Source organism: Leuconostoc sp. JNUCC 76 (assembly GCF_053667755.1).
Genome location: NZ_CM132206.1, coordinates 615,460 through 640,143, shown reverse-complemented (window position 1 = coordinate 640,143; position 24,684 = coordinate 615,460). Strand labels below are relative to the sequence as shown.

Annotated in this window: 25 protein-coding genes and 1 riboswitch; of the genes, 3 read left to right on the top strand and 22 right to left on the bottom strand. The window is 38.1% G+C overall.

Features of this window, described 5'->3' with window-relative positions; genetic code table 11:
* Nucleotides 1–30 precede the first annotated feature (30 nt).
* From JNUCC76_RS03345 to glmS, 5 genes are all read right to left on the bottom strand, one after another.
* Nucleotides 31–1,749, bottom strand: a complete 1,719-nt coding sequence (locus tag JNUCC76_RS03345) for a proline--tRNA ligase (RefSeq protein ID WP_454155795.1) — start codon at nucleotides 1,747–1,749, stop codon at nucleotides 31–33.
* Between the two features lie 50 nt (nucleotides 1,750–1,799).
* The gene (gene rseP / locus JNUCC76_RS03340; protein WP_454155794.1) at nucleotides 1,800–3,053 is read right to left on the bottom strand and encodes an RIP metalloprotease RseP; all 1,254 of its coding nucleotides are present in this window, start codon (nucleotides 3,051–3,053) and stop codon (nucleotides 1,800–1,802) included.
* A 53-nt stretch (nucleotides 3,054–3,106) separates the two neighbouring features.
* Entirely contained in the window at nucleotides 3,107–3,901 is a 795-nt protein-coding gene (locus JNUCC76_RS03335; protein WP_454155792.1) for a phosphatidate cytidylyltransferase, read from the bottom strand.
* Complete coding sequence (gene uppS, locus JNUCC76_RS03330) at nucleotides 3,901–4,680, bottom strand: undecaprenyl pyrophosphate synthase (RefSeq protein WP_454155790.1); 780 nt, start codon at nucleotides 4,678–4,680, stop codon at nucleotides 3,901–3,903. Before uppS ends, JNUCC76_RS03335 begins: the two co-directional genes overlap by 1 nt.
* Nucleotides 4,681–4,798: 118 nt before the next feature.
* On the bottom strand, nucleotides 4,799–6,604 hold the full coding sequence (glmS, locus tag JNUCC76_RS03325; RefSeq protein ID WP_454155788.1) for a glutamine--fructose-6-phosphate transaminase (isomerizing): 1,806 nt from the start codon (nucleotides 6,602–6,604) through the stop codon (nucleotides 4,799–4,801).
* A gap of 208 nt (nucleotides 6,605–6,812) precedes the next feature.
* Between glmS and ade the strand changes: the two genes are divergently transcribed.
* Both ade and JNUCC76_RS03315 read left to right on the top strand, forming a co-directional pair.
* Nucleotides 6,813–8,468, top strand: coding sequence for an adenine deaminase (gene ade / locus JNUCC76_RS03320; RefSeq protein ID WP_454155786.1), 1,656 nt, complete (start codon nucleotides 6,813–6,815; stop codon nucleotides 8,466–8,468).
* Nucleotides 8,469–8,472: 4 nt separating this feature from the next.
* The gene (locus JNUCC76_RS03315) at nucleotides 8,473–8,970 is read left to right on the top strand and encodes a hypothetical protein (protein ID WP_454155785.1); all 498 of its coding nucleotides are present in this window, start codon (nucleotides 8,473–8,475) and stop codon (nucleotides 8,968–8,970) included.
* 54 nt (nucleotides 8,971–9,024) lie between these two features.
* Here JNUCC76_RS03315 and mgtE read toward each other — a convergent pair whose 3' ends face one another.
* From mgtE to JNUCC76_RS03295, 4 genes are all read right to left on the bottom strand, one after another.
* Nucleotides 9,025–10,389, bottom strand: a complete 1,365-nt coding sequence (gene mgtE, locus JNUCC76_RS03310; RefSeq protein ID WP_454155783.1) for a magnesium transporter — start codon at nucleotides 10,387–10,389, stop codon at nucleotides 9,025–9,027.
* Nucleotides 10,390–10,392: 3 nt separating this feature from the next.
* The gene (locus JNUCC76_RS03305) at nucleotides 10,393–11,292 is read right to left on the bottom strand and encodes an RluA family pseudouridine synthase (RefSeq protein ID WP_454155782.1); all 900 of its coding nucleotides are present in this window, start codon (nucleotides 11,290–11,292) and stop codon (nucleotides 10,393–10,395) included.
* Between the two features lie 154 nt (nucleotides 11,293–11,446).
* Nucleotides 11,447–12,241, bottom strand: coding sequence for an NAD kinase (locus tag JNUCC76_RS03300; RefSeq protein WP_454155780.1), 795 nt, complete (start codon nucleotides 12,239–12,241; stop codon nucleotides 11,447–11,449).
* A complete protein-coding gene (locus tag JNUCC76_RS03295) occupies nucleotides 12,238–12,813 on the bottom strand; it encodes a GTP pyrophosphokinase (RefSeq protein ID WP_454155778.1) in 576 nt (191 codons plus the stop codon). Before JNUCC76_RS03295 ends, JNUCC76_RS03300 begins: the two co-directional genes overlap by 4 nt.
* 141 nt (nucleotides 12,814–12,954) lie before the next feature.
* Here JNUCC76_RS03295 and JNUCC76_RS03290 point away from each other — a divergent pair, with 141 nt between their 5' ends.
* Nucleotides 12,955–13,554: a DsbA family protein gene (locus tag JNUCC76_RS03290; protein WP_454155777.1), complete on the top strand. Its 600-nt coding sequence runs from the start codon at nucleotides 12,955–12,957 to the stop codon at nucleotides 13,552–13,554.
* A gap of 54 nt (nucleotides 13,555–13,608) precedes the next feature.
* Here the strand turns inward: JNUCC76_RS03290 and JNUCC76_RS03285 are convergent, their stop codons facing one another.
* From JNUCC76_RS03285 to JNUCC76_RS03225, 13 genes are all read right to left on the bottom strand, one after another.
* A complete protein-coding gene (locus tag JNUCC76_RS03285) occupies nucleotides 13,609–14,574 on the bottom strand; it encodes an ROK family glucokinase (RefSeq protein ID WP_454155775.1) in 966 nt (321 codons plus the stop codon).
* A 161-nt stretch (nucleotides 14,575–14,735) separates the two neighbouring features.
* The gene (locus JNUCC76_RS03280; RefSeq protein ID WP_011679476.1) at nucleotides 14,736–14,942 is read right to left on the bottom strand and encodes a YqgQ family protein; all 207 of its coding nucleotides are present in this window, start codon (nucleotides 14,940–14,942) and stop codon (nucleotides 14,736–14,738) included.
* On the bottom strand, nucleotides 14,939–15,622 hold the full coding sequence (locus JNUCC76_RS03275) for a rhomboid family intramembrane serine protease (protein WP_454155773.1): 684 nt from the start codon (nucleotides 15,620–15,622) through the stop codon (nucleotides 14,939–14,941). The genes JNUCC76_RS03280 and JNUCC76_RS03275 overlap by 4 nt, the downstream gene beginning before the upstream one ends.
* Before the next feature lie 107 nt (nucleotides 15,623–15,729).
* Nucleotides 15,730–16,299: a nucleoside tri-diphosphate phosphatase gene (gene ntdP, locus JNUCC76_RS03270; RefSeq protein ID WP_004164346.1), complete on the bottom strand. Its 570-nt coding sequence runs from the start codon at nucleotides 16,297–16,299 to the stop codon at nucleotides 15,730–15,732.
* Nucleotides 16,300–16,349: 50 nt separating this feature from the next.
* A complete protein-coding gene (gene recX, locus JNUCC76_RS03265) occupies nucleotides 16,350–17,153 on the bottom strand; it encodes a recombination regulator RecX (protein ID WP_454155771.1) in 804 nt (267 codons plus the stop codon).
* Nucleotides 17,154–17,242: 89 nt separating this feature from the next.
* Nucleotides 17,243–17,965, bottom strand: a complete 723-nt coding sequence (gene dapB, locus JNUCC76_RS03260) for a 4-hydroxy-tetrahydrodipicolinate reductase (protein WP_072613331.1) — start codon at nucleotides 17,963–17,965, stop codon at nucleotides 17,243–17,245.
* Nucleotides 17,965–18,831 carry a 4-hydroxy-tetrahydrodipicolinate synthase gene (gene dapA, locus JNUCC76_RS03255; protein WP_454155769.1) on the bottom strand — a complete coding sequence of 289 codons (867 nt, stop codon included), beginning with the start codon at nucleotides 18,829–18,831 and terminating at the stop codon, nucleotides 17,965–17,967. The genes dapB and dapA overlap by 1 nt, the downstream gene beginning before the upstream one ends.
* Nucleotide 18,832: 1 nt before the next feature.
* Nucleotides 18,833–19,987: an N-acetyldiaminopimelate deacetylase gene (locus JNUCC76_RS03250; RefSeq protein ID WP_454155767.1), complete on the bottom strand. Its 1,155-nt coding sequence runs from the start codon at nucleotides 19,985–19,987 to the stop codon at nucleotides 18,833–18,835.
* Nucleotides 19,987–20,688, bottom strand: a complete 702-nt coding sequence (gene dapD / locus JNUCC76_RS03245; RefSeq protein ID WP_014324468.1) for a 2,3,4,5-tetrahydropyridine-2,6-dicarboxylate N-acetyltransferase — start codon at nucleotides 20,686–20,688, stop codon at nucleotides 19,987–19,989. Before dapD ends, JNUCC76_RS03250 begins: the two co-directional genes overlap by 1 nt.
* Before the next feature lies 1 nt (nucleotide 20,689).
* Nucleotides 20,690–21,982 carry a diaminopimelate decarboxylase gene (gene lysA, locus JNUCC76_RS03240; RefSeq protein ID WP_454155764.1) on the bottom strand — a complete coding sequence of 431 codons (1,293 nt, stop codon included), beginning with the start codon at nucleotides 21,980–21,982 and terminating at the stop codon, nucleotides 20,690–20,692.
* A gap of 83 nt (nucleotides 21,983–22,065) precedes the next feature.
* A riboswitch (Lysine riboswitch) is annotated at nucleotides 22,066–22,234 on the bottom strand.
* A gap of 86 nt (nucleotides 22,235–22,320) precedes the next feature.
* Entirely contained in the window at nucleotides 22,321–23,163 is an 843-nt protein-coding gene (locus JNUCC76_RS03235; protein WP_454155762.1) for a fructosamine kinase family protein, read from the bottom strand.
* Nucleotides 23,164–23,346: 183 nt separating this feature from the next.
* Nucleotides 23,347–23,892: an XRE family transcriptional regulator gene (locus tag JNUCC76_RS03230; protein WP_454155760.1), complete on the bottom strand. Its 546-nt coding sequence runs from the start codon at nucleotides 23,890–23,892 to the stop codon at nucleotides 23,347–23,349.
* Between the two features lie 37 nt (nucleotides 23,893–23,929).
* Nucleotides 23,930–24,604, bottom strand: coding sequence for a VTT domain-containing protein (locus JNUCC76_RS03225; protein ID WP_454155758.1), 675 nt, complete (start codon nucleotides 24,602–24,604; stop codon nucleotides 23,930–23,932).
* Nucleotides 24,605–24,684 lie beyond the last annotated feature (80 nt).

Genomic DNA, 24,684 nt, shown 5'->3' with positions numbered 1-24,684 from the left:
CCGATAGAATATCGGCAATTTTAAATATACTTATTTTTCTGACGCATTTAGCAATACTGAGACAGAATCTACGACTTCACTAACTCGCATCTCAATGTTTGTGTTACTTGCTCGAACTTTGACTTCTACAACATCTTCGTCAGCCTTTTTACCGACTGTAATACGGATTGGTAGGCCAATCAAGTCCGCATCAGCAAACTTAACTCCAGCTCGCTCTTTACGGTCGTCAACTAGTACTTCCATGCCTTGCGCTACCAACAATGTCTCTAACTGTTCAGCCACACGAGCTTGGTCTTCATCCTTCATGTTAATTGGAACAATATGAATGTCAAATGGTGCTACGCTAGCAGGCCAGACTAAACCATCTTCATCTGCCTTTTGTTCGGCAATAGCACTCAATAAACGTGACACACCGATACCATATGATCCCATGATGACATCAGTTTGTCGTCCATTATTATCCAGAACTTGCGCGCCTAAGGTTTTCGAGTATCGTGTACCAAGTTTAAAAATATGACCAATTTCAATACCTGAAGTAAACTGTAATTTACCCTTACCATCTATGGATAAATCACCCTCGCGTACTGTACGGAAATCACTAATATTTTCTGCAAGTAAGTCAACATCACGGTTCCAATTAATATTGACATAATGCATCCCGTCTTCATTAGCACCAGCTGCAAAATTAGCTAAATCAGCCGCTCTCTCATCAACTAGAAGTTTAACTTCTTCTGGTAGTCCAATTGGTCCCAATGAACCAAATCCGGCACCAACTGCTTTACGAACATCCGCTTCTTCAGCCATAACCAACGAATCAGCATGTAAATAATTCTGAACCTTAACTTCATTGACTTCAAAATCGCCAGTTGTCACAACAGCAACTAGTTCGTCATCTGCAACGAACATAATCGTCTTAACTAATTCATTCTTTGGCTTGTCCAAAAATGTGGCCACATCATCAATTGTTTTTTCGTTAGGAGTTGAAATCTTTTCAAGCGCCAACTGTTCAGCTGTTGCAGATTGACGTTCGTAAAAATCCTTAGCCATTTCAAGATTAGCCGCATAATCTGTTGCATCAGAATAAGCAATCGTATCTTCACCAGCTGCAGCAGGTGCCGAAAATTCTTTAGAATCTGATCCACCCATAGCACCAGCATCGCCAACTATTGCACGATACTTGAGCCCTAGTCGATCAAAGATATTGGTATAGGCTTCTTCCATATTATGAAATGCTTCATCTAAACCTTCTTGATCAGCACTAAATGAATAAGCATCTTTCATAATAAATTCACGAGTACGTAATAGCCCGAAACGTGGTCGGTTTTCATCACGGAACTTTGCCTGAATTTGATAAACAGTCAACGGTAATTTCTTGTATGACTTAATTTCATCAGCAATTAATTGCGTAAAAGTTTCTTCGTGCGTGGGACCCAAAATAAAATCGCGATCTTGACGATTTTTAAACTTATATAAAGCTGGTCCGTATGTTTCATAACGACCAGAGCGTTGCCATAACTCGGCTGGTAAGACTTCAGGTACCAACATTTCGTTGGCATCAATCTTATCCATCTCTTCACGAATAATTGTTTCAATTTTATTTAAAACTCGTTTTGCTAATGGTAAATATGAAAACATTCCTGCTGCAATTGGGCGAATATACCCTGCTTTTAGCAAAAGTTGATGGCTTTTTACTTCAGCCTCTGCTGGAATATCCCGCAATGTTGGCATTAATAATTTCGACTGTTTCATGAATTCCCCTTATGTTTTGTTGTTATGTACGGTGCCGATAGCACCAGTTTTTATCTTAAAATATCGTTTATAGTGACGGCGACCATTAAAATGATCATAAATACAGCGCCAACGATAGTTACAGCGTTTTCAAATGACTGTGGCAAAGGTCGACGTAATAGACCTTCCAACAAATTCAAAATGAGTTTACCACCATCCAATGCTGGAATTGGAATTAAATTCATAATACCCAAATTAAGTGATAGCATAGCCATAAATATTAATATGTTTAAAAATCCTGTTTTTGCTACGGATGAAGTTGTTTTAGCAATAGATACAGGACCACCAAGCTTATCTAAGCTAAAGCCACCAGTAAATAAATGGCTTAAAGCATGCCATATTTGGCCAATTGTTGCACCAGTATTTATTAAACCATACTTTAGACGTGAAATGGTATCAGTGTGTTTTTTTTCGATGATACCAATTTGTTTAGTCTGCACACCATTTATTTTAACAGTTTTTGGTCTCACTTCAACCTGCTTTTTGTGACCATTGCGTAACACTATGATGTTCAGCTGATTTTCCTTAGAGTTACCAATAGCATTGGCAACTTGATTCCAAGTATTCGTTTTGACCTTATCAATTTGTGTGATTTCATCACCGGCTTTTAAACCAGCTTGATCAGCTGGCATACTTTTTTGAACGGTGCCAATAATTGGTTCATTTAAGCCCACACTAGCCGTGGCAAACCCTACGCCCGAAAAAATAACCAAAGCTAATACAAAGTTCATAACCGGGCCGGCAATATTAATTAACGCGCGTTTCCATACTTTGGCGCTTTGTAGCCATACATCTCGAGGCGCAACTTGAACCTCGATACCATTTTCCTCAATAATCGTTGCATCATGATCAACATGTACAGTCGTCATTTCTGTGGCATTATCTGAATATCCCGTCAGGGTCAATGCATCACTTAAATCGAACGAATCTACTTGGAAAGGCACGCCAATCCCGGCCTCATCTATTTGTGTATCTATTTTTGTGACTTTTCCTTGCTCATTAAAAGTCAAACGTAATCGTTGACCCGCATCCAGATCAGGTTCTTCATCCATGCCAGCCATGCGAACATATCCACCTACAGGTAGTATGCGAATAGTATAGGCTGTATGGTTTCGATTCCAACTGAGCAGTTTTGGTCCCATTCCGATTGCAAATTCACGAACTAATACACCGGATTTTTTTGCAACAAAAAAATGTCCAAATTCATGCACTGTAACGAGCACGCCAAACACAAATATAAAAGCAATAATTGATGTAACATTCATAAATTTAGCACCTACCTGATTTGAAGAAATCTAACATTCTTGCAAAATCATTTTTAATTGAGTATACCCAATACGGCCATCATAGGCATAACGATTAGCATTGAATCAAAACGATCTAATATGCCACCATGTCCAGGCAAAATATTACCCGAATCTTTCACACCATAATGACGTTTGAAACCAGATTCAATTAAGTCACCTAACTGACCAGCAATTGACAAAATGGCCGTAAACGCTAGCAATTCGATAAAGTTATAGTTCGGCAACCAATGGAAGATGGTAAATAATGCCGGAACAACAATAATAGCTACCATGCTACCACCAATAGAACCTTCCCAAGTTTTATTGGGGCTGATTTTAGGAGCCAATTTGTTTTTCCCAATTGCACGACCAACCATATAAGCACCTGAATCAGTAATCCATACAATCAGCATACCGAACATGACCGTAGCAATTCCTTTACTATCTGCTTGAAAAAAGTAATGAAACCCTGTACCAACATATACAATCGTCAGCGCCAATGTTCCTGCATCATCGAAATTAAAATGATTACGACTCAAAACGGTATGTAACAAAAGTAAGAAAACAATAATATAAAAAATAATGCTTCCATTAAGATTAAAGGGCATATCCTGCCAAGTTGCTTTTGGTAGTGTAATTACAGTAACACCAACAAAGCTCAGCAATGCTTCCGCAGATACGAAAAAACGATGTTTCATACGTAGTATCTCGCTCATAGCAACAACTGCCATGGCTAACGTCAAAATTAAAAGAGGCGTGCCACCAATTACTAACAATGGCACAAAGATAATTAAAGCAACGACTGCTGTAATAACACGTGTTTTCATTAAGCTTGTTTCTCACTTTCATCATTGAGACCGCCAAATCGTCGATCTCGTTTTGTATAAGATTGTATGGCTATGATTAAATCATCCGAAGAATAGTCAGGCCATAGAACATCAGTAAAATATAATTCTGCGTAAGCGGCTTGATATGGCAAAAAATTACTCAAGCGCAATTCACCAGAGGTTCGAATCATCAAGTCTGGTGTAGCCAAGTCTCCCAAGTGTGCTGTTTGTAAGGCAGCAGCGAAAACTTCCGAATTAATATCATCCGGTGACAAATGACCCTTGGCCACTTCTTCGGCTATTTTTTTTGTAGCATTAACAATTTCAACTTGTCCGCCATAATTCATTGCAAAGTTTAAAACCATGCCGGTACCGCTGGCAGTCTCTTCAATTGCTCTATTAACAGCATCTTGAGTCGCTGCTGGTAACGCATCAACATTTCCAGTAACAGAAACTCGAATGTTATTTTTAATCAAATCAGGTACGAAATCATTAAAAAAAGCGATTGGCAGCTGCATTAGAAAGTTGACCTCATCATTAGGGCGTGACCAATTTTCCGTAGAAAATACGTATAGTGTCAAGACTTTAACGCCCATATCACTTGCTGCAGACGCAATGCGCTTTACTGTATTCATGCCAGCTTTATGTCCCGCAACTCTTGGCATCAAACGTTTCTTTGCCCATCGACCATTACCATCCATAATAATTGCAATATGCTCTGGAATTTTAAGTTGCGTAGTATCGTAAACGGTGTTCTTTTTTGTTTTAAAAAGCGCCAAAACGCTCCTCCTTCGTATGCAATATTTTTTTTGCATAATGGTATCTAATTCATTTTACCAGAATGAAACGCTGCGTACAAAAAAAATCGATAAGAATATTTCTATCGATTTTTATATTTTATTGAACGGTTACACTCTTTGCCAAATTTCGAGGTCGATCAACATCCAACCCTCTGTCTAGAGTTGCGTAGTAGGCTATTAATTGAGCTGGAATCACTTCCAATAATGGCATCAGTAGCTCATTAACTTCCGGCAAAATATAGGCGTCCCCAACTTTAGCGAGTCCTTTGGTTGCAATAACAATTGCATTAGCACCACGCGCGGCAACTTGTGCGATTTCACCTCGAACTAATCCAGCTGTCTTCGTTTGTGTAAGGAGTGCAAAAACTGGTGTTCCTTCTTCAATAAGTGAAATCGTACCATGCTTTAGCTCTCCAGCAGCAAACCCTTCCGTTTGGACGTAAGAGATTTCTTTTAATTTGAGTGCCGCCTCAACAGCTACGGCAGCATCTAGGCCACGTCCGATATAAAATGCTGAGCGCTGTCCAGATAATGCGCTTTCTGCTATTGCTTTAAAATCTTCTTTTTGATCAATGATCACTTGCATTTCAACAGCTACTTTCGCCAATTCAAGCTTTAAATCCAATCCTGAATGACCAATAGCGTGAGCTAAAATAGCTTCAACACTTATTTGAGCCGTGTATGCTTTAGTAGAAGCAACCGCTATTTCCGGTCCGGCCAGTAGAGGTAATGCGAAGTCAGCTTCTCGTGTTAATGTTGAATTCATAACATTAGCAATAGTCAAGGTTGGATAACCTTGTTTCGTAATGTTATCCAAAACTTCACGAGAGTCAGCCGTTTCACCTGATTGGCTTAAGAAGATAAAGAATGGTTTTTGGCTGAGCATTGGTTGATCATAAGCAAATTCTGAAGAAATATGAACTTCAGTCGGAATCTTAGCCCATTGTTCAAAGTACCGTTTGCCAACTAATCCGGCATGATAAGATGTTCCTGCAGCAACAATATATAAGCGATCAGCCGCTTTCATTGCATCAATAATTTTGATATCGATATTTTGAATATTGTTCTCATCATCAAAATAATATTGAGAAAGTGTACGAGTAACAATTGCTTGCTCGTCCACTTCTTTAAGCATGTAGTATGGATAAACACCTTTATCAGTTTCAGTAGCATCAATATCGAGATGGAATGGTAACCGCGTAATTGGTTCTCCTTGTGCATTGAATAAAGTCACTTTATCTTTCTCAATAATCGCAACTTCATCATCCATCAATTCGATAAAGTCATGAGTTACATCTAACATAGCAGCAGCGTCGGATGTCACCACATTTCCCTGATCTGAAACACCAATCAGTAAAGGACTTTTCTTTTTAGCAGTATACATAACACCAGGTTCTTGACGATCCATCAACAAGAACGCGTATGCTGAATTGCCGTCTAGTAAAGCAATCATTTTTTTAAAAGCGTCGACTGCTGACAAGTTCTCTTCTTTTGCAAACTTATCTATCAATTGGACCGCAACTTCTGTATCTGTCTGAGAATGTAGTTTTACACCTTGCAAATATGTATCACGTAATTCATCGTAATTTTCAATTACACCATTGTGTGCTAAGTAGAAACGTCCATCTTCTGAAGCATGGGGATGCGCATTTTCAACAGATACACCACCGTGAGTTGCCCAACGCGTGTGAGCAATCCCCGAAGTACCCTTGATATCCTTGTTTTCTGTAGCACGTTCTAAATCAGCTACACGGCCTGTTTCTTTGACCAAATAGTCTCCTTGGTCACCATCATTTACATACACGCCAGCTGAATCATAACCACGATATTCTAGCTTTTCTAGACCTTTTAATAAAGTTGGTAACACTTGATTAAAACTAGTAAATCCAACAATTCCACACATTTATATAGTCCTACTTTCAAAAATGGTTTTATTTTTTATTTTGTTCACAAGTGTTATTTTACACAGCTTAAAAGCCATTGTCAAACAACTTTTTTATTATTGGTATACCCTATAAAAAGTGATTGGTACAATATTAATATTTAGAATATTTTTCCTATACAATATGAGTTTGTGGTATCATATAAAAAAATTGAAGGTGAGACATATTGTGACAAAACTCGTTACATGGCACATCAAAAATGCCAAAATTCTAGATGTATTTAATTTAAAATTTGACGATACAGAATTATGGATTAACGATAATCAAATTTTATACCGCGGAAAACGAAGTGACTTGACAGCTAAAAATACCTTTGATGCTGGTGGCAGGTATATTGTTCCTGGATTGATAGATTCCCATTTACACATTGAAAGCTCATTACTCACGCCCAGTGAATTCGGAAAACTGGTTATACCGCATGGCATTACACGAATATTTGCAGATCCCCATGAAATTGCCAGTGTAGCTGGTGTGTCTGGCATTCAGTATATGTTAGAAGATGCTAAGCAAACACCACTAAACATTCATTACATGTTACCTTCTTCAGTACCCGCTACACCTTTTGAACATGCTGGAGCCACGCTTCACGCTGATGCTTTAAAGCCATTCTATAGCGTGCCGGAAGTCAACGGTTTAGCAGAAGTTATGGATTTTCCTGCTGTAGCAAATTTTGATCTCGATATGTTACAAAAAATTAAAGATGCTGAAGATGCTGGTCGACATGTTGACGGGCATGCTGCCGGTTTAACTCCGGAGCAACTTGCAATTTATCGAAGAGTTGGCATTGACACCGATCACGAAAGTGAGAATGCAAAAGAAGCATTAGAACGCTTAAATGCTGGTTTCTCAATCTTTGTTCGTGAAGGTACGGTTGAGCGTGATGAAAAAGCAATACTACCTGCAATTACAATGGCCAATCAATCACATTTTTCTTTTGCCACAGATGACAAAACAGCTAACGACATTCAAAGTGAAGGTTCCATTGATTATAGCGTGAAACTTGCCATTGAAAATGGTATGGATCCAGCAATTGCTTTTACGATAGCAACGTATAATGCCGCTCAAGCGCATAAGTTACAAAATATCGGCGCATTGACAGATGGATTTGTGGCTGATCTAGCAGTATTCGATGATTTAGCACATTTGGAAACACCAAAGGTCATGATTGGTGGTCATTGGTATAAAGACAATCATTCAACTGTCACACCGTTAGCTAACCAATCATTAAACTTCTCATTAACCAAATCCGATATTGCCTTACCTCTCCAATCTGATAAACCAGCGCATATTATCAACATCACCCCTCACCACATCACCACCGAGCACACTGTGGAAGAAGTTCCTGTTGAACAAGGACTGTTCGTTGCAAACGAAACTTTCGCTAAAATTGTAGTCGCAGAACGTTATCACAATCTTGGCCACGGTGTCGGTATCATCAAAGGATTTAACATGCGCGACGGTGCGATTGCTTCAACTATTGCTCATGATTCCCATAACGTGATTATAGCAGGCGTAAACGACGAAGACATGATTTTAGCAGCAGATACGCTGCATGAAATTGGCGGCGGCCAAGTTGTCGTTAACCATGGTAAAATTACGACCTTACCACTCCCAATTGGCGGTTTAATGTCAGATCAACCATTTGAAAATGTCATCAAAACTAATCAACATTTGTTACAAGCTTTCTCAGAAATCAGTGACGTGCCATTTGATCCATTTTTAACTTTATCGTTCATGGCATTACCAGTCATTCCAAGTTTAAAGATTACCGATCAAGGCCTATTCGATTTCGAAAAATTTGATTTCATAACACTACAGGATTAAAAAAATGAGAGCATTAAGTATTTCCCCAGAAAAATTATTAACAATGGTCATTGGTCAACCCATAACTTTAGATATTTCTTATGCAGGCCAACTACTTCTAGCAACAACGGTGCATCAACAACCAAACCTGCCGTCTGAAATGGCAGGCGCATTAGCCGAAGTCAGTGACACTGGTCAAGTTAAATTTATTACTTTGGTTCATCCATTTACAGTGATTAATCGTGATGAATTATTTGATATTAATGAAAGTAATATCCATCGAGAACCATATAATTGGTTTGGTCCACAAGCACTTGTAATTGAGAAAAAAATGCAAGACTTCATCAACAGTTATGATGGCCCCGTTACAGAGGATGGTGCGATTCCTCGCCAATACATCCCCGACAATATTGCTGAACCAATTATTTTATCAGACAAATATTGGCAAGACTACGCTTCATTTGTCAATGACCCTGATGGTAGCTTCGCGAAGCAAATCAAACCAATATTTAAAATCATATAAACAAAAAAGCAATAGCGATGAGAACCGCTATTGCTTTTTTCGCGTGTTTTAGTTTTACGCGCCGGTAAAATGTGAAATAAATAATTGTGCAATATTAAAATAAATTAGAACTGAAGTTAAATCTGATAAAGTTGTAATAAATGGACCACTTGCTACCGCTGGATCCATGCCTAATTTATCAATAAGTTCGGGAATCAAGTACCCTGCTAGGTTGGCTACCATAATGGCGACTGCCATCGCGATACCCACCGCAAAACCCAATTGATAATTATGCTTCCAAAAAGTAACAATTAGAAAAACCGAAAAGCCCGTTGCCGTCCCTACTAAAAAACCTGCAAAAATTTCACTCAAGAAATTTTTAACAGCACTATTACTACTTCCCACAGCTAAGCGCCGGACAGCCAAAGCTAATGCTTGCGTTCCAGCATTACCTGCTGTACCAGTAATCAGAGAAATAAACACAGCCAGTATTGACGCTTTTCGTACCAGACCATCAAATGAACTAATCAGTGTAGCCGTTGACATCCCTAATAAAAGAAGTGCAATCAACCAAGGAATACGTTTAATCGCTGAATGCCATGCTGTATCATCTGTTTGACTAACGTTAACGGCAGCCAATCCGGAATAATCTTCAACAGCCTCTTCATCAATAACATCCACGATATCATCGACTGTAATGACACCTAATAATCGGTCATTATCGTCTGTAACTGGAATGGATATGAAGTTATAATCAGCCACAATTTGTGCAACGTCTTGCTGATCGTCACCAGCTTTTACACTGATAATCCTGTCTTTCGTGATTTCCGATACCAACATGTCATCAGGATGTGTTAACAAATCACGAAGAGAAATAACACCAACTAGCCGTTCTTGTTTATCTAATACATAAACGTAGTTGATCGCCTCAGCTTCAAGTGCTTGTTGCTTAACTAAACGCATCACTTCATCAACACGCAAATCTGCCTCAACTGCCAAATACTCAATTGACATTAATGAACCAGCAGTTTGCTCCTCGTAATTGATCAGCTTACGAATATCTTCAGCCTCATCTTTTGGCATCAAGCTTAAGTAGGTTGCAACTAACCGCGTTGGCATTTCCTGAAGAAGATCGACCTCGTTATCGGCATACATATTGCGCAAAATTTGAACAGCTTTTTGAGGGGGCATTTCTTGCAATAAGTCATCAATATCTTCATCATCAACATCTATATTATCAAAAACAGTCGCTAATGTTTCATTGTCAAGCAATCGCCATGCTACTGCACGTAATTGTTCCGGTAATTCACTATACACTTGTCCCATTTCAAAGTCGTGTAGCGCGTTGAATGACGTCACAAAAGCCTCATCTTGTCCTGAATGCAATAAATCGGAAAGATGAGCGATATTTTGATGTAGTTGTTCTGATTTTTCTTCCACTGTTTACTCTATATCTCTCAAGGTTTTTAAATCATCTGGTAAAAGGGTATTAAATTCTCGGTATTCCTCAATGAAGGGATCATAAAATTTCATATGATAAGCATGCAATGCTTGCCTTTGTAATCCATGCCATGCTGGTCCACCATACAAAGTATCCCCTACCAAAGGGTGCCCTATATTGGCAAAATGAACACGGATTTGGTGTGTTCGCCCCGTATGCAATTGCACCTTCACACGAGTCATGTTTTGTTCATCATCTTCATAACGACGTTCGACCCAATATTCTGTGCGAGATGGTTTGCCATCATCACGGACTTCTCTTTTGATAAAATCATCATCCATACGACCAATCGGTGCATTAATATCGCCATGATCATCCGGTAAAATTCCTGACGGATAAGCCAAATAAAATTTTTCAACCGTGTGGTTTTGTAATTGTTGATCCAAAACCGCATGGGCAAATCTATGTTTGGCTAACAAGACAATTCCTGATGTGTCACGATCGAGGCGAGTAACAACATGAGGAACTAAATCATCAGCCTTAATTGTTTCAAGGTGTCCTTTAACTTGATTCACCAAAGTATGCAAACGATCAGCATGTCCTGGAACCGTTGTTATACCGTACGGTTTATCAACAACTAGCCAATGTTCATTTTCAAATATAATGTCTAATGGTTTATAGTCCGGTACAACCAAGTCATTGCTTTTTTCTGTAGGCATAACAATCGTCACGATGTCACCATTCGTCAAATAATCGGATGTATAAACTGGTTTTTCATTTACCAAGATTGCGCCACCGTTATGCTTCATTTGGCTAAACATTCTATGCGAAACGCCATGATTTTGCAAAAAAGTACGCACTTTACGCTGTTCATCACCACTATATTTCCAAGTAAATTTCATATTTAATCTTATTCAATAACTTAAATTATATACTACAATATTTGCAATATATAATTTCTAGCTTGTACCGACTTGGAACAAACTATTACTAAATTTCCTCTCGAATTTATGTATAAAAAATCCTATCCCTCAAGACAGTAATTAGCTTTTTAATTTATTCAATTTCACTGATAAAGGCATTCTGTACACGCCGCCAAAAATCTACATGCCGATATTGAGCAAAATGGACGCTTTTTTCGGAAACCTTAAAGCGTAGTTCGGTGATATTGTGCCCCTTAATCTCTTCTTGATCATACATGACCAAAAAATGATCGCTTTTTGGTTTCATGACAATTTCTTGATCTTGTGGCACGATTAGCGGTGAACCTAATGTTCGAAATACTCGGTTATTAATTGAGGCTATTTCAGACATTTGAATTGCTGGCAAGCTCGGATGTAGCACTGCACCACCATTAGCCTTATTATAAGCTGTTGATCCAGTTGGCGTTGCAACAGCAATACCATCTCCACGAAAACGCTCAAAGGCCTGACCGCCTAAATATATATCAGCAACTAAAGTACCAATGGGTTGCTTTATAACCGCTTCATTAAGCGCTAAAAATTTATAAGATTCACCACTAGTTCTCACAACAGTCAGTTCGAGTAATGGGTAACTAACTTTTTGTCCATTATCATGGATTAAACTATCAACAAACTGATCAAGCTCCGTGCTTAACCAATCCGTATAAAACCCCAAATGGCCTGTATGAAGGCCAACAAAGCGCACGCTTTCTGTTTGATCAACATACTTTTGGAAAGCGCCCAAAAGCGTGCCATCCCCACCAACGGAAACGACAATATCCGGATTTCTATCATCAATATCGACATTGTTTTTTTTCATTGCCAGTATTAATTTTTTGGCAATAAGCACGCTATGTTCAGCATGATTATTGAAAATTGCGATTTTCATTCTATTGCTCTTATCTCACTAAGTTCTTGATCTAAAGCAAAAGTTGATTCAGATAATTTCGTCAATCGATCTGCTAAATCTTCGTTTAATTCACCATGCTTATAACGCAAATCATGTTCAACAGTCGCCCAAAAATTCATTGCCATTGTTCGCACTTGAATTTCAGCTAGTACTTTTAGTTCACCAGTATACATTTGTACTGGGTATTCAATAACGATATGATAGGAACGATATCCTGAAGGTTTTGCATTACTTACATAGTCACGTTCTTCTAAAATTTGAAAATCCGTGCGTTGACGTAATAAGTCAACTACAGTGTAGATATCTTCCACATATTTAGTCATAATACGAACACCAGCAATATCTTGCAAATCAAGTGCTAACCGATTTTCATCTAAATGTCGACGAACCATCTTTTCTTCAATTGAGGCTTGAGACTTTACACGACCAGTTACAAATTCAATTGATGAATCTTCACCAGATTTTTCGTATTGCTGACGCAAACCACGTAATTTTACTTTAAGCTCTGAGACGGTTTGAATATATGGTATAAAAAAATGATCCCAATTCATACTGTCATCCTTTATTATATTTTTTTAATTACTACTATTCTATTTTAACATATTTATGAGCGTATCATTTGTCAAGTATACCCTTGACGACTATACTAATATTTTGTATATTGAATAAGTTAATAACTCAGGAGAACAATCATGCTATCTATATATCATTTCGACACGCCACTGTCCGATAATTGCTTAATTACAGAGCAATATCTACAAAAAATTAGTCAACAAATTCACCGCTCACATCATCTGTTTTTTGTACCTTTAATCAATGAACCAATTTTGCAAATGATTAAAGATGATAATTCAACATGTGCTGATGAGCCAGCAGACAAAGCCAGCTTAGTCTATCGACTCACTCTCGATTTCAAAGCTGCTCAAATTGAAGGTAATAAAAAAGCGCGTGCTTTACTTATTAACCTACAAGAAGCGCTAACGATGGGTCATCAGAAATACTCACGTAATTTAGTAATCAATATTGCTAAAAAAGTGGGCATCAACATCACAGACTTTCTGTATAACCGTAATTCAAAAGAAACAATGCAGGCCATATTAGAAGATCAAGAACTAGCTCACGGCATGATGCCAAAAATTCAGGCTACGGTAGCAATTGATGATGCAGTCGATTTAAAAACGCAAATCTTGACTGATTTCTCCGTTAACGATTTGCTACCTGCATTTTTACCCCACATATCAGATGATGATGCATCAGAAAAAAATGCAGAAGCATCAGTCAATTTAGCATAAATAATTACAAATAAAAAACTGCTACGAGATAGCAGTTTTTTATTTGTAATTATTTTAAGCAGTTATTCGAGCTAGACTCGCCGCGCCAATCACACCAGCATCGTTACCCAACTCTGCTAACTTGACACGTGTAGAGTGACGAACAGTTGGGAAAGCAAACTTGCTCCAATGTTCTTCAACACGTGCACGCAAGAACTCGCCAGCAGCAGCAACACCACCACCGATAACAACAGCTGATGGATTCAAGATATTAGACATAGTAGCTGTGGCATAACCCAAATAGTAAGCCACTTTGTCAACAACTTTATTTGCCAAAAAGTCGCCCTGTTTTGCTAAATCAAAAACAATTTTTGATGTGACTTCTTCACCATTGTCGATCATCTTCTTTAATTTTGAACTACCTACATATTCTTCAGCAATATTTTGTGCCAAATGAACAACACCTGTAGCTGAAGCATATTGTTCTAAACAGCCACGATTACCACATGTGCACAAGTATCCATCAGGTTCAACGATCATGTGGCCAACTTCTCCACCGGCCCCAACTTTACCGTGGATTAGCTTACCATTGGCTAACAATCCACCACCGACACCGGTGCCTAAGGTAATGAATGAAACATCATCATCATTATTACCAGCGCCCTTCCATGCTTCGCCAAGGGCAGCAGCATTAGCATCGTTATCAATTGTCAAAGTAAATCCAGTTCCTGCCTCAATATCTGTTCTGACAGGTTGCTCTGTTTTCCAATTTAAGTTAAAGGCACCTGTGACTGTGCCCGTTTCGCGGTTAACAGTTCCCGGTGTTCCCATACCAATACCAATAATACGTTCTTTATCCAATTGGTATAAGTCTAAATGATGATTAATGGATTCAACAATATCTGGAACAATGTGTGCACCATCATCCAAAATATTTGTTTTAATTGACCACTTTTGTTGAATTTCACCTTGATCAGTCAAAATTGCAAACTTGATAGTTGTACCACCAAGATCAACGCCAATAAGTTTATCTTTTGCCATGATTATTAAAGTGCAAAGCGTGTTTCTAAAGACATATTAACTGCCTTATATGATGATTAATCAGCGCAATGCATGTTTCCTCCATAAAATTTATTACCTACATATTCTAACAGAAAGTGCTTACATAGTGCAAGCGTTTTCATCATTTTCATTAAATGTTTTCAATCACTTGGATTTTCAACTTCCATTGTGTGTTCATGTGATAAAATTAACTTAATTGTTGCGTAATCTTTTGCATTTAGAATGTCAGTTTTGTAGAGATTATCTACTTCTAGTGCTGCTAATTCGATGTCCCACAGACGCTTACCGACATGAATATACACACCGAATTCTTTTAAATACTGTAATACATCATAAAATGTTTTCATATTCTTAAACCTGTCCAAAAAGTTAAAATAATCAGCAATACTGCTATAGTCCCCATGATTAAGCGCGCTCGAATAGCGTATTTTCCACTGCGCCCATAGAAACCAAACATTACCGCAAACATCAGTCCACCGATTAAGCCACCGATGTGCCCCCATATATCAATATCCGTTGATGAAAATCCTGTGAGCAGATTCAAAATGACAAAGAGCCCCAACATTGTTCCCATCGACTTAACTTGCGGATCTTCTTTAAAACGAATGGCATATAAAATCAGTCCACCAAACATGGCAAAAAGTGCTGTAGATGCACCTACAGAAACACTCGACGGCGCGAATAAATATGAAAAAATATTACCAATAACGCCACCAAAAAAATATAGTCCAAAGAATTTTGCACTGCCAAATGCTCGTTCAACGAGTGGTCCAATAAACCATAAAGTTATCATATTAGTGACAATGTGTAAAAAACCAGCATGGAGAAAAACAGGTGTTAACAATCGCCAGTACTCATGTTTTAACTGGATATATGGTCCCCATTTTGCACCCATATTAATTAAAAATTCACTATTTTCCGTCATTCCACGGCTTAATACAAGCTCAATTAGGAATACAAAAGTAGTTACTAAAAATATAATTGTCGTTATCGGTGCTGTTTGATATTGTTCTTTTAATGCCTTCATAACCTTTATTTTAACAGATTATTTTTTTTTATGTTTTGTTATGTGATAAATCAATTAACTTCTTCGCATGCATCAGAAAAAGCATTCGACAAATCGAATGCTTTTTCTCAACGACGATCTTTTAACCGCTGTTGCATCAAATATTGATATCGTGTATACCAAACGTCAACATATCCTTGTGAGAATGGTCCAGAACCTTCGTTTATCCAATCAACCAAAATTTTTACATGAGCTTTCAAAATTTTATCGATTTCTGGTGGATAATGCCACTTTTTACTGTGAGCCGCATATTCATCTGCATCCAGTAAATGTTTGACACCATCAGGAAAAACTTTAATATCTAAATCGTAGTCAATATATTTTAGCGCCTCTTTGTCGAGTACATAGGGAGAAGCTAAATTACAATAATACGACACACCATTATCGCGAATCATCGCAATAATGTTAAACCAATATTTCTTATGGAAATAAACAATAGCAGGTTCTCGGGTAACCCATCGTCTACCATCATCTTCCGTTACCAAAGTATGATCGTTTAGGCCAATGATAGAATTTTCACTAGTCTTTAGTACCATGGTATCGCGCCAAGTTCGATGCAACGAGCCGTCATGCTTATAGCTTTTGATCGTGATGAAGTCACCTTCTCGTGGTCCACGACTGGGTCTATCAACGTTCATAACGCTACCTACTCTTCTAACACCGAATTCCTATTTAATTGTACCACATTTCAATCATCTGCAGATACTTCTAACTCATGAATTACCACATTAATTAATTCGGCATTATAACCCTTCGTATATAAACTATTTTTAGTTTTATATATCCTTTGACTTGGTAGTTCCTTACGGTAGCGTCGCCAGCTTTTCTCCGCTTGACGTTTGATATTTTCTAACTCAACTTCATCGTCATTTTCTGTAATCACCCTATCAACAACAATCTCTGCAATATCAAAAGAAAACCCTTTTGTAGCTAAAGCTTGTACAATTTTTTGTTTCTTAGCACGAGTTGATTCTCTTTTGTATGTGTTAGCAGATTTTAAAGCAAGTTTCTCTGCAATTTCAATTTGCTCCTCGTGAGCATAATCCGATAACGCTGTTTCGATATCATCATCACTAACACCTGCCTGCTTCAAATCCATTTTGATAACATTGGGTCCCTTAGGACTAATATTTTTTTTTGTTGAAACATAGTGTTGTGCATAATTTAAATCATCGATGTATTTTTGCTCATATAATTGGGCAACGACTTCATCCTGAATACTTTCAGATACCTCTTTTTCACTCATTTTCTGTTTAACTTGTTTAACTGTGTGCAATGAGTGGCTAAGAAAGTTAAGCGCAATGCTTAACGCCTTGGCAATAGAATCGTTATGCTTAATTTCTGCAATTAGTTCTTCATCTAATTCTCGCCCTTTCGCCAAACCAAATTTGATGAGAACACTTTCTGCTACACCAAAAGCGAATTGATTATCTAGATCAATATTATAGCGACCCGCTTTTTTTTGAATTGAAATTTTAGTTATCTTTTTCATAACTCTATTGTACGATAAATATTGCTATTCACATGTATTTTAAAATAAAAAATGATGCTAATACTGACATTAACATCACAATTTTTAATTTAAATAATTTGATCTAGTCCGATGACCACACCATCTATATTTTTCACAGCTTCTATAGCGCGAATAACACCTGGTACAAAGGCTGATCGACTTGTTGTACTTTGGGTCAGCGTTAATTGCTCATCCACACCACCAAAATAAACACTTTGCTGTGCGATATAGCCAGGCAACCGTACAGCATGGACTGGCACACGATCAATCTGTTCACCGCGAGCTGGCGCTAATTTTGTTGATGTAGGTTCCTCAATACGAGCTTTTGCAATCAATTTTGCTGTTTGCTTAGCCGTTCCAGATGGTGCATCTATCTTTTTAGGGTTGTGCGCTTCAATAATTTCTGCATCAGGAAAATATTTGGCCGCTAACTGTGAGAATTGCATTAACAAAACCGCTGATAAACTAAAGTTTGGTACAATTAAAACGCCTTTTGATGACTGTTCACGCAGTGTTGCTACTTGTTCATCAGACAGACCAGTCGCACCAATCACTAGTGGCATGTTGTGCTCGATTGCGTACATTGCATTGTCAAATACAGTTGCTGGAGTACTGACATCCAGCCAAATATCTGCTGTCACATTAATATCTGATAAGGAGGTCCACACAGGTACCTTACTCTCATGTTGATGACCACTCACAATACCAACAATTTCATATTCTTCACTCAAGTTATCTTGAATAGCTTGACCTAGTTTACCAAAACCACCAGCTAAAATTATTTTTGTCATTATTTCTCCAATAATTCATTCAAATGTAATTTTTCTGCATCACTTAAAGAAATAAGAGGCAGACGGACAACTTCACGTACGAATCCTTTTTCAGCCAATTTTGTTTTAACTGGAGTTGGGGAAGGATAGGCAAATAGAGCATTCATTCGTGGCGTTAGGTAACGTTGCAAGCGCGCAGCTTCACGCCAGTTATCTGCATTCATAGCAGTAAACAATTCAGACATTTCGTCGCCATAAAGATGTGAAGCTACCGAAATTGTTCCAGCACCGCCGACAGTGTAGGCCGAAAGAGTCATTGCATCTTCACCAGTATAGACTGCAAATCCAGTGGTTCTTTCTACCTCTGCTTCAACAAATTCAGTTGATGTTGTTTCCTTAATTGCATTAATATTAGGATGTTGAGCTAATTCAATCACACTATCAACTGTCAGACCGACCACCGTACGTCCAGGAATATTATATAACATAATTGGCTTTTCGGAAGCATCAGCGATAGCTTTAAAATGCGCAATCATACCAGCTTGACTTGGCTTATTATAATACGGTGTTACTGCTAAGATGCCGTTAATATGCTCGATTTTACTTAAAACTTTGGCTGCTTCTACGGATTCCTTTGTATTATTGGACCCTGCATTAGCAATTAAAAGTGCACGGTTACCAACCTGTTTTGCGATAAACTTCGTAACCTCAACTTTTTCTTCAAAAGACAACGTTGGAGATTCACCTGTTGTTGCTGCAATCACAAATCCTTGCGAACCATGATTTAACAGGTGTTCAATTAATTTCTCTAATGACTCATAATCAATCTCATCGTTTACTGTAAAGGGCGTAATAATCGCCGTAATTAAATTAATTCCTTCGTACATGCTATTCTCCTTGTGACATTCGCCACTCAATAAAATCTTTCAAAGCATTAAATCCTGGCAACAAAGCTGCTTCATCGATGTTTAACTTCGCGCTGTGCAGTGAATGGTTGTCATTGACGCCAAGCCAAAGCATGACACCAGGAATATGTTGCAATATGTAACCAAAATCCTCACCTGTCATCGCAGGTTTTGCTTCTTCAAAAGCAATGTCTTGACGCTGTTCCATGAAACTCAGCAAATTATTAGCTAATTCGGGATTGTTTTCAACAGGCAAATAACTTCCTGTTTCAAGGCGAACATTAATCTTGACATCATTTGCCAATGCCACACCTTCAACTATTTGGCGAATTCGTGTTGTCATTTTATCCAACCCATCTTTAGTCATACTACGAACTGTTCCGGCAAGATGAACCGTGTCTGGAATAACATTATTTGTAAAGCCGCCGCTAATCATTCCAAGACTCACTACACCACCTTCTATTGGATCAACGTCACGCGATACAACAGTTTGTAACAACATAATTAATTCAGCCGAAATGACAATTGGATCCTTACCTAAGTGGGGATAAGCCGCATGACCACCTTGCCCATAGATGTCAATTTCGAGCTCGGCTGTCCCGGCAAATAAGGTACCCGCTAATGTACTCAATGTTCCAGCAGGTAAATTAGGCTGATCATGAATACCGTAAAACTCATCAGGATGCCATTCACCTTCAAAGATTCCTAAATCAACAGCTAATTTGCCACCACTTTTTGACTCTTCAGCCGGTTGAAAAAAGATAATTAAATTGTCTTTAGGTTGATTCTCGCTAAAATACTGAACCAATCCCAAAGCTAAAGACATGTGAACATCATGCCCACATGCATGCATAACACCTTTATGTGTTGATTCAAATGGCAAGCCAGTATCTTCTGTAACTGGCAGCGCATCAATATCAGCACGATATCCTATCGTCCGAATTGGGTCAGTTCCAGAAAATTTCACGAGCAATGCAGTAGGTAATTCTTCTACTTGACGTATTGTCATAAAATTAGTTTGCCAAGATTGAATTTTTTCTAGTAAATAACGATGCGTTTTAAATTCCGCTAAAGCAAGTTCTGGAATTTTATGTAAGTCACGCCGATAGGTTTTTAAATCTTCTTCACTAACTGGCATTATAAGCCTCGCAATGCGTCAATTAACGCAGTCTTTTGTTGCGTCTTCGAATCAATCTCCTTAATAACTTTTGCAGGAACACCCGCAACTACTGTATTGGCTGGTACATCCTTTGTGACAATCGCTCCAGCCGCAACTACTGCGCCGTCACCGACCTGTACGCCTTCAATAACGACGGCATTAGCGCCAACTAGAACGTTATTTCCGATGCGAACAGGTTGGGCAGATGCTGGTTCAATCACACCAGCTAATACCGCGCCAGCACCAATATGAGAATTTTCACCAACGATGGCACGGCCGCCAAGTACAGCACCCATATCAATCATTGTGTTAGCACCAATCTCTGCACCAATATTAATCACTGCGCCCAGCATAATCACCGCATTATCACCAATTTCAACTTGATCGCGAATAATGGCACCTGGTTCAATGCGAGCATTAATTTCTTTTTTATCAAGCAAAGGAACGGCAGAGTTACGTGAATCATTTTCAATAAACACATCTTCTGATGGTAGATTCTTAATCAACAATTCAATTTCAGACCAGTCGCCAATCAATTGTCCAAATGACTCATTTCCAAATTGTTGCACAGTATCTGGCACTTCAGTTGCCAATGTACCTTTATATGTAACCTTTACTGGAGTAATTTTTTTTGCATTTGCAATGAAATTAATTAGTTTTTGTGCTTCGTTTTCAGCCATGTTATTTATCTCCTAGAGTATAATCCTGATCTAAACTGATCATGTGTTCAAAAGTTTCACGTTCAACAACGACTTGATGCTGATCATTTTCCACGAAGACAACGGCCGGTCGTGGATTTCGGTTATAATTTGAAGCCATTGCATAGCCATACGCACCTGTTGCAAGCACAGATAAAATGTCACCAGGTTTTGTCGCCGGTAATTCTGCCTGCCAAACCAATACGTCACCAGACTCACAATACTTACCCGCAATTCGCACAATCTCTTCACTTTTAGCATTTGGTTGATTGGCTAAAACCGCTTCATAATTTGCTTGATAAAGTGCTGGACGAATATTATCTCCCATACCACCATCTACAGCCAAGTAATTTCTAATTCCTGGAATATCCTTACGCGATCCAACTGTATATAGAGTTTGTCCGGCTGGTCCGACAATCGAACGACCAGGTTCAATCCATATTTCTGGCATCGCCCAATTGTACCGTGTAGCCTTCTCTTTCAAAACACGGATAATAGCATCAGCAAACTCGCTTTCTGGCAAAGGTTGATCCTCATCAGTATAACGAATACCAAATCCACCGCCAGTATTAATGACCTCTGGTTGCCATCCCCATGAATAAGCAGTGTCTGCTAATAGTGCTGCATTTTTCTCAAATCCAGTCACATCAAATATTTGAGATCCAATGTGCGCATGTAAGCCACGTAAGTGAAGATGGTTATCTTTTATTGCAATATCATAGGCTTGCTTCGCTTGACCCGTTTGTAAATCAAAGCCGAATTTACTATCTTGTTGACCAGTACTAATAAATTCATGAGTATGAGCTGAAATTCCTGGTGAAATACGTAGCAAAATATCTTGAATAACATTTTTTTCCGCCGTAATTTCTGACAGTAGCTGTAACTCCAGAAAATTATCAACAATAATTGTTCCCACACCATTTTCAACGGCCATCACAAGTTCATCATAACTCTTATTATTACCATTAAAACTAAGATGCTGAGTTGGAAAATCAGCTTTAATTGCTGTATATAATTCCCCACCAGACACGACATCAGCGTGAATATTTTCTTGAGCTGCCACTTGATAAATTGCTTTAGTAGCAAAAGCTTTACCAGCATAACTTACAACATATGGGACGTTTTCTTGTTCAAAGATACGTTTAAACGCCCTCATTGTCTTACGAATAAGTGTTACATCGTAAACTGCTAACGGCGTGCCATATGTCTTTGCCAGTTCGATTGTATCAACACCATCAACTGTCAGATGTTGCTTTTCATTTGTTGGATACGTCATCATTTCCCCTTGAATTACACAAAAAAACCCTTTGATAGGTTCGCAAAACGGACTTATCAAAGGGCATTGTTAGCATTTTTGACAGTTTCCATAGCTCACCGCATCTCTGCGACAGTCTAATAGCTCTTAACTATTAGCCCAATCAAGGTTATTTGTAGTTACCCTTGATTTCGGCGATATCCCCTAAGCTTACCATCAATTGCTACAGCAACTCCGGTAAGTGTATTGTCAATCGCGACCTCTATGTGAAATAATTTTTATTCTGTCATTATTATGACTGAATCACTATTGAATGTCAAGGTTTTTCCGTCTAATTCTTTGCTAGCAATCATGTGCTTTTAAAAAGACGTTAATAATTGGTTCATTCGCGGTGCATAAATATCACCAAATCGTGTAAAGTGCATCAATATGTAATAGAACTCATACCATTTTTCACGTTTTTGCCAGTCATCGTCCAATGACCATTCTTGCATATATTGATCATAAAATGACAGGCTAAACCCGGAAAACACTCTTGAAATAGCTAAATCATATTCTCGATCACCGTAGAACACGTTAGGATCAATAAATACAGGTTTACCTTGATCGTTAAACATAAAGTTTCCTGCCCAGAAATCACCATGCAGTAATGATGGTTGAACTGTTTGCGCGTGATTATCATTTAATATCGTTTCACGTAAATTATTATAATGATCACCACGTTGGGTCAGCCAAAAATTATTTTTTTGCGCTTGCGCCATTAGCGGATCCAAGCGTTGTGTCACAAAAAATTCAGCCCAAGAGGATTGCCAAGTATTATTTTTAGGCACAAAATCTACTAAATTATCACTATCAAATCCAAACTTTGGTGCTGTAGCTTGGTGAATTTTAACCAGCGACTTTGCTAATTCTTGTTGTGTCCCATTTCCTTGATTAATCCACGACAATACTAAGTAGGCGTGTCCTTGTAATTGTCCCTGCGCTAAAATGGCTGGCACAGTCACCACTTCCCCCAAAGCCTTTAAACCAGCAACCTCATGATCAAAAAAACTTGCTTGAGCATTTTGTTGAATCTTTAAAAAATAGCGCTTGTTGTTCGAATAGATTGAAAACGCCTCGTTAATGTCACCACCACGTACCTTTTCTAAGTCGTATGGTTTTTCAAGTCCCAAACGAGTAACAAAATCATTGCCTAAATCCATATTATCCTCCAAAATTTATTATCGGAACAAAAAAACACAATTTCCATTACGAAAACTGTGTTTTTGACAAAATAATACCCTTATTATCGACAAATTTATTCAATTGTCCCACAAGTATTAACATCTAATTGTAGTGTATCATAATATTATACAGACGTCACTACTTTGTGTACTTCTCTACTGTTAGCTGATGACTGGTAAATTGGCTGCAATTAAATCGTTAGTTATATCTACAAATCTTTCATCGTTCAAACGTAACAACCGCCAATCGTATTCCCTATCATTATCAAACTCATCAATATATGGTTCAAACTCACCTTCAGTTTGTAAAATAAGATAGCCTGCAAAAGCATCCGAAAATTCGTTTTCACTTTTGACAACACGCACCAATTGATTATTAGAAAAAAATCCGACGGCTAACTGATCATTGTTCCACTGCCCTTCAAAGGCCCACTTTAAAGTAATCCAATCTGAAAGTGTTATTCCTAGATTCAATAGATAATCCACAGATAAACGAATGTGAATTGGATGCTTACTGGATTGGGAGTCGATTCCTTGAGCATCCAATTGAGAAGAGAAGATACCACTTAATGCCTCAAAATCACTCACACTAGGTACTTTTTCTTCGTTTTGCCATGCTTCAACAGTTTCAACTTCAACATCTAGTGCATCAGCAATCTCTAATGTTGAAATTTTAGTTAATTCTTGTAGTTTTTTTAAGTTATTCATAGTTATAATTATACAGAAAAACCGCCATGAATGGCGGTTATTTCGATATTATTTTTTTCTGTTTTTTTGCAATCATCGCTGAACGAACAACACCAATAATCGTTGGCATTAATGTTACCAACGCAATACCCAAAATAATTACAGAAAAATGTGCTTTAACAAATGGAATATTTCCGAACATATAACCAGCACCGGTTGCAATTAAACTCCAAGAAAACGCAGCAATCACACTATTACGTAAGAAGTGCTTGTATGGAAATTGACTGATGCCAGCCACAAACGGTACAAATGTGCGAACAATCGGCATGTATCGCCCAATGATTATTGCCGCAGCACCACGCTTTTCAAAGAAAGCCTCAGCTTCTTTGATATGTTGTTCTTTAATGAAACGGCCAAAGAAACGGTGATGCAAGATTTTATAACCACCTGTACGACCAATCCAAAAATTGACTGAGTCACCAATAACAGCTGCTAAGAAGAATACAATCATAAATACCCAATGATTAAGTCCGGCATTTAGCCCAGCAGGCGTAGCAGCAACTGCTCCTGCAGCAAACAATAGTGAATCTCCAGGTAGAAACGGCATAATCACACTACCAGTTTCAATGAAAATTACCGCAAATAAAATCAAGTACGTCCATAAACCGAACGCTTGCACAAGATTACCAATATGGACATCAATGTGCAAAATAAAATCAATTAGAAATGACATAAAATTCCCCTAAAGTACGAATAGTAATATTTTACCACACATGTAAGCTTGTCATATTAAAATATAACTTTTCATATCTA

Bases quoted from the DNA above. Each gene is read 5' to 3' on its own strand.
- JNUCC76_RS03345 (WP_454155795.1), bottom strand. From the start codon at position 1,749: ATGAAACAGTCGAAATTATTAATGCCAACATTGCGGGATATTCCAGCA.
- rseP (WP_454155794.1), bottom strand. From the start codon at position 3,053: ATGAATGTTACATCAATTATTGCTTTTATATTTGTGTTTGGCGTGCTC.
- JNUCC76_RS03335 (WP_454155792.1), bottom strand. From the start codon at position 3,901: ATGAAAACACGTGTTATTACAGCAGTCGTTGCTTTAATTATCTTTGTG.
- glmS (WP_454155788.1), bottom strand. From the start codon at position 6,604: ATGTGTGGAATTGTTGGATTTACTAGTTTTAATCAAGTGTTACCAACT.
- JNUCC76_RS03315 (WP_454155785.1), top strand. From the start codon at position 8,473: ATGAGAGCATTAAGTATTTCCCCAGAAAAATTATTAACAATGGTCATT.
- JNUCC76_RS03305 (WP_454155782.1), bottom strand. From the start codon at position 11,292: ATGAAATTTACTTGGAAATATAGTGGTGATGAACAGCGTAAAGTGCGT.
- JNUCC76_RS03300 (WP_454155780.1), bottom strand. From the start codon at position 12,241: ATGAAAATCGCAATTTTCAATAATCATGCTGAACATAGCGTGCTTATT.
- JNUCC76_RS03295 (WP_454155778.1), bottom strand. From the start codon at position 12,813: ATGAATTGGGATCATTTTTTTATACCATATATTCAAACCGTCTCAGAG.
- JNUCC76_RS03290 (WP_454155777.1), top strand. From the start codon at position 12,955: ATGCTATCTATATATCATTTCGACACGCCACTGTCCGATAATTGCTTA.
- JNUCC76_RS03285 (WP_454155775.1), bottom strand. From the start codon at position 14,574: ATGGCAAAAGATAAACTTATTGGCGTTGATCTTGGTGGTACAACTATC.
- JNUCC76_RS03280 (WP_011679476.1), bottom strand. From the start codon at position 14,942: ATGAAAACATTTTATGATGTATTACAGTATTTAAAAGAATTCGGTGTG.
- JNUCC76_RS03275 (WP_454155773.1), bottom strand. From the start codon at position 15,622: ATGAAGGCATTAAAAGAACAATATCAAACAGCACCGATAACGACAATT.
- ntdP (WP_004164346.1), bottom strand. From the start codon at position 16,299: ATGAACGTTGATAGACCCAGTCGTGGACCACGAGAAGGTGACTTCATC.
- recX (WP_454155771.1), bottom strand. From the start codon at position 17,153: ATGAAAAAGATAACTAAAATTTCAATTCAAAAAAAAGCGGGTCGCTAT.
- dapB (WP_072613331.1), bottom strand. From the start codon at position 17,965: ATGACAAAAATAATTTTAGCTGGTGGTTTTGGTAAACTAGGTCAAGCT.
- dapA (WP_454155769.1), bottom strand. From the start codon at position 18,831: ATGTACGAAGGAATTAATTTAATTACGGCGATTATTACGCCCTTTACA.
- JNUCC76_RS03250 (WP_454155767.1), bottom strand. From the start codon at position 19,987: ATGCCAGTTAGTGAAGAAGATTTAAAAACCTATCGGCGTGACTTACAT.
- dapD (WP_014324468.1), bottom strand. From the start codon at position 20,688: ATGGCTGAAAACGAAGCACAAAAACTAATTAATTTCATTGCAAATGCA.
- lysA (WP_454155764.1), bottom strand. From the start codon at position 21,982: ATGACGTATCCAACAAATGAAAAGCAACATCTGACAGTTGATGGTGTT.
- JNUCC76_RS03235 (WP_454155762.1), bottom strand. From the start codon at position 23,163: ATGGATTTAGGCAATGATTTTGTTACTCGTTTGGGACTTGAAAAACCA.
- JNUCC76_RS03230 (WP_454155760.1), bottom strand. From the start codon at position 23,892: ATGAATAACTTAAAAAAACTACAAGAATTAACTAAAATTTCAACATTA.
- JNUCC76_RS03225 (WP_454155758.1), bottom strand. From the start codon at position 24,604: ATGTCATTTCTAATTGATTTTATTTTGCACATTGATGTCCATATTGGT.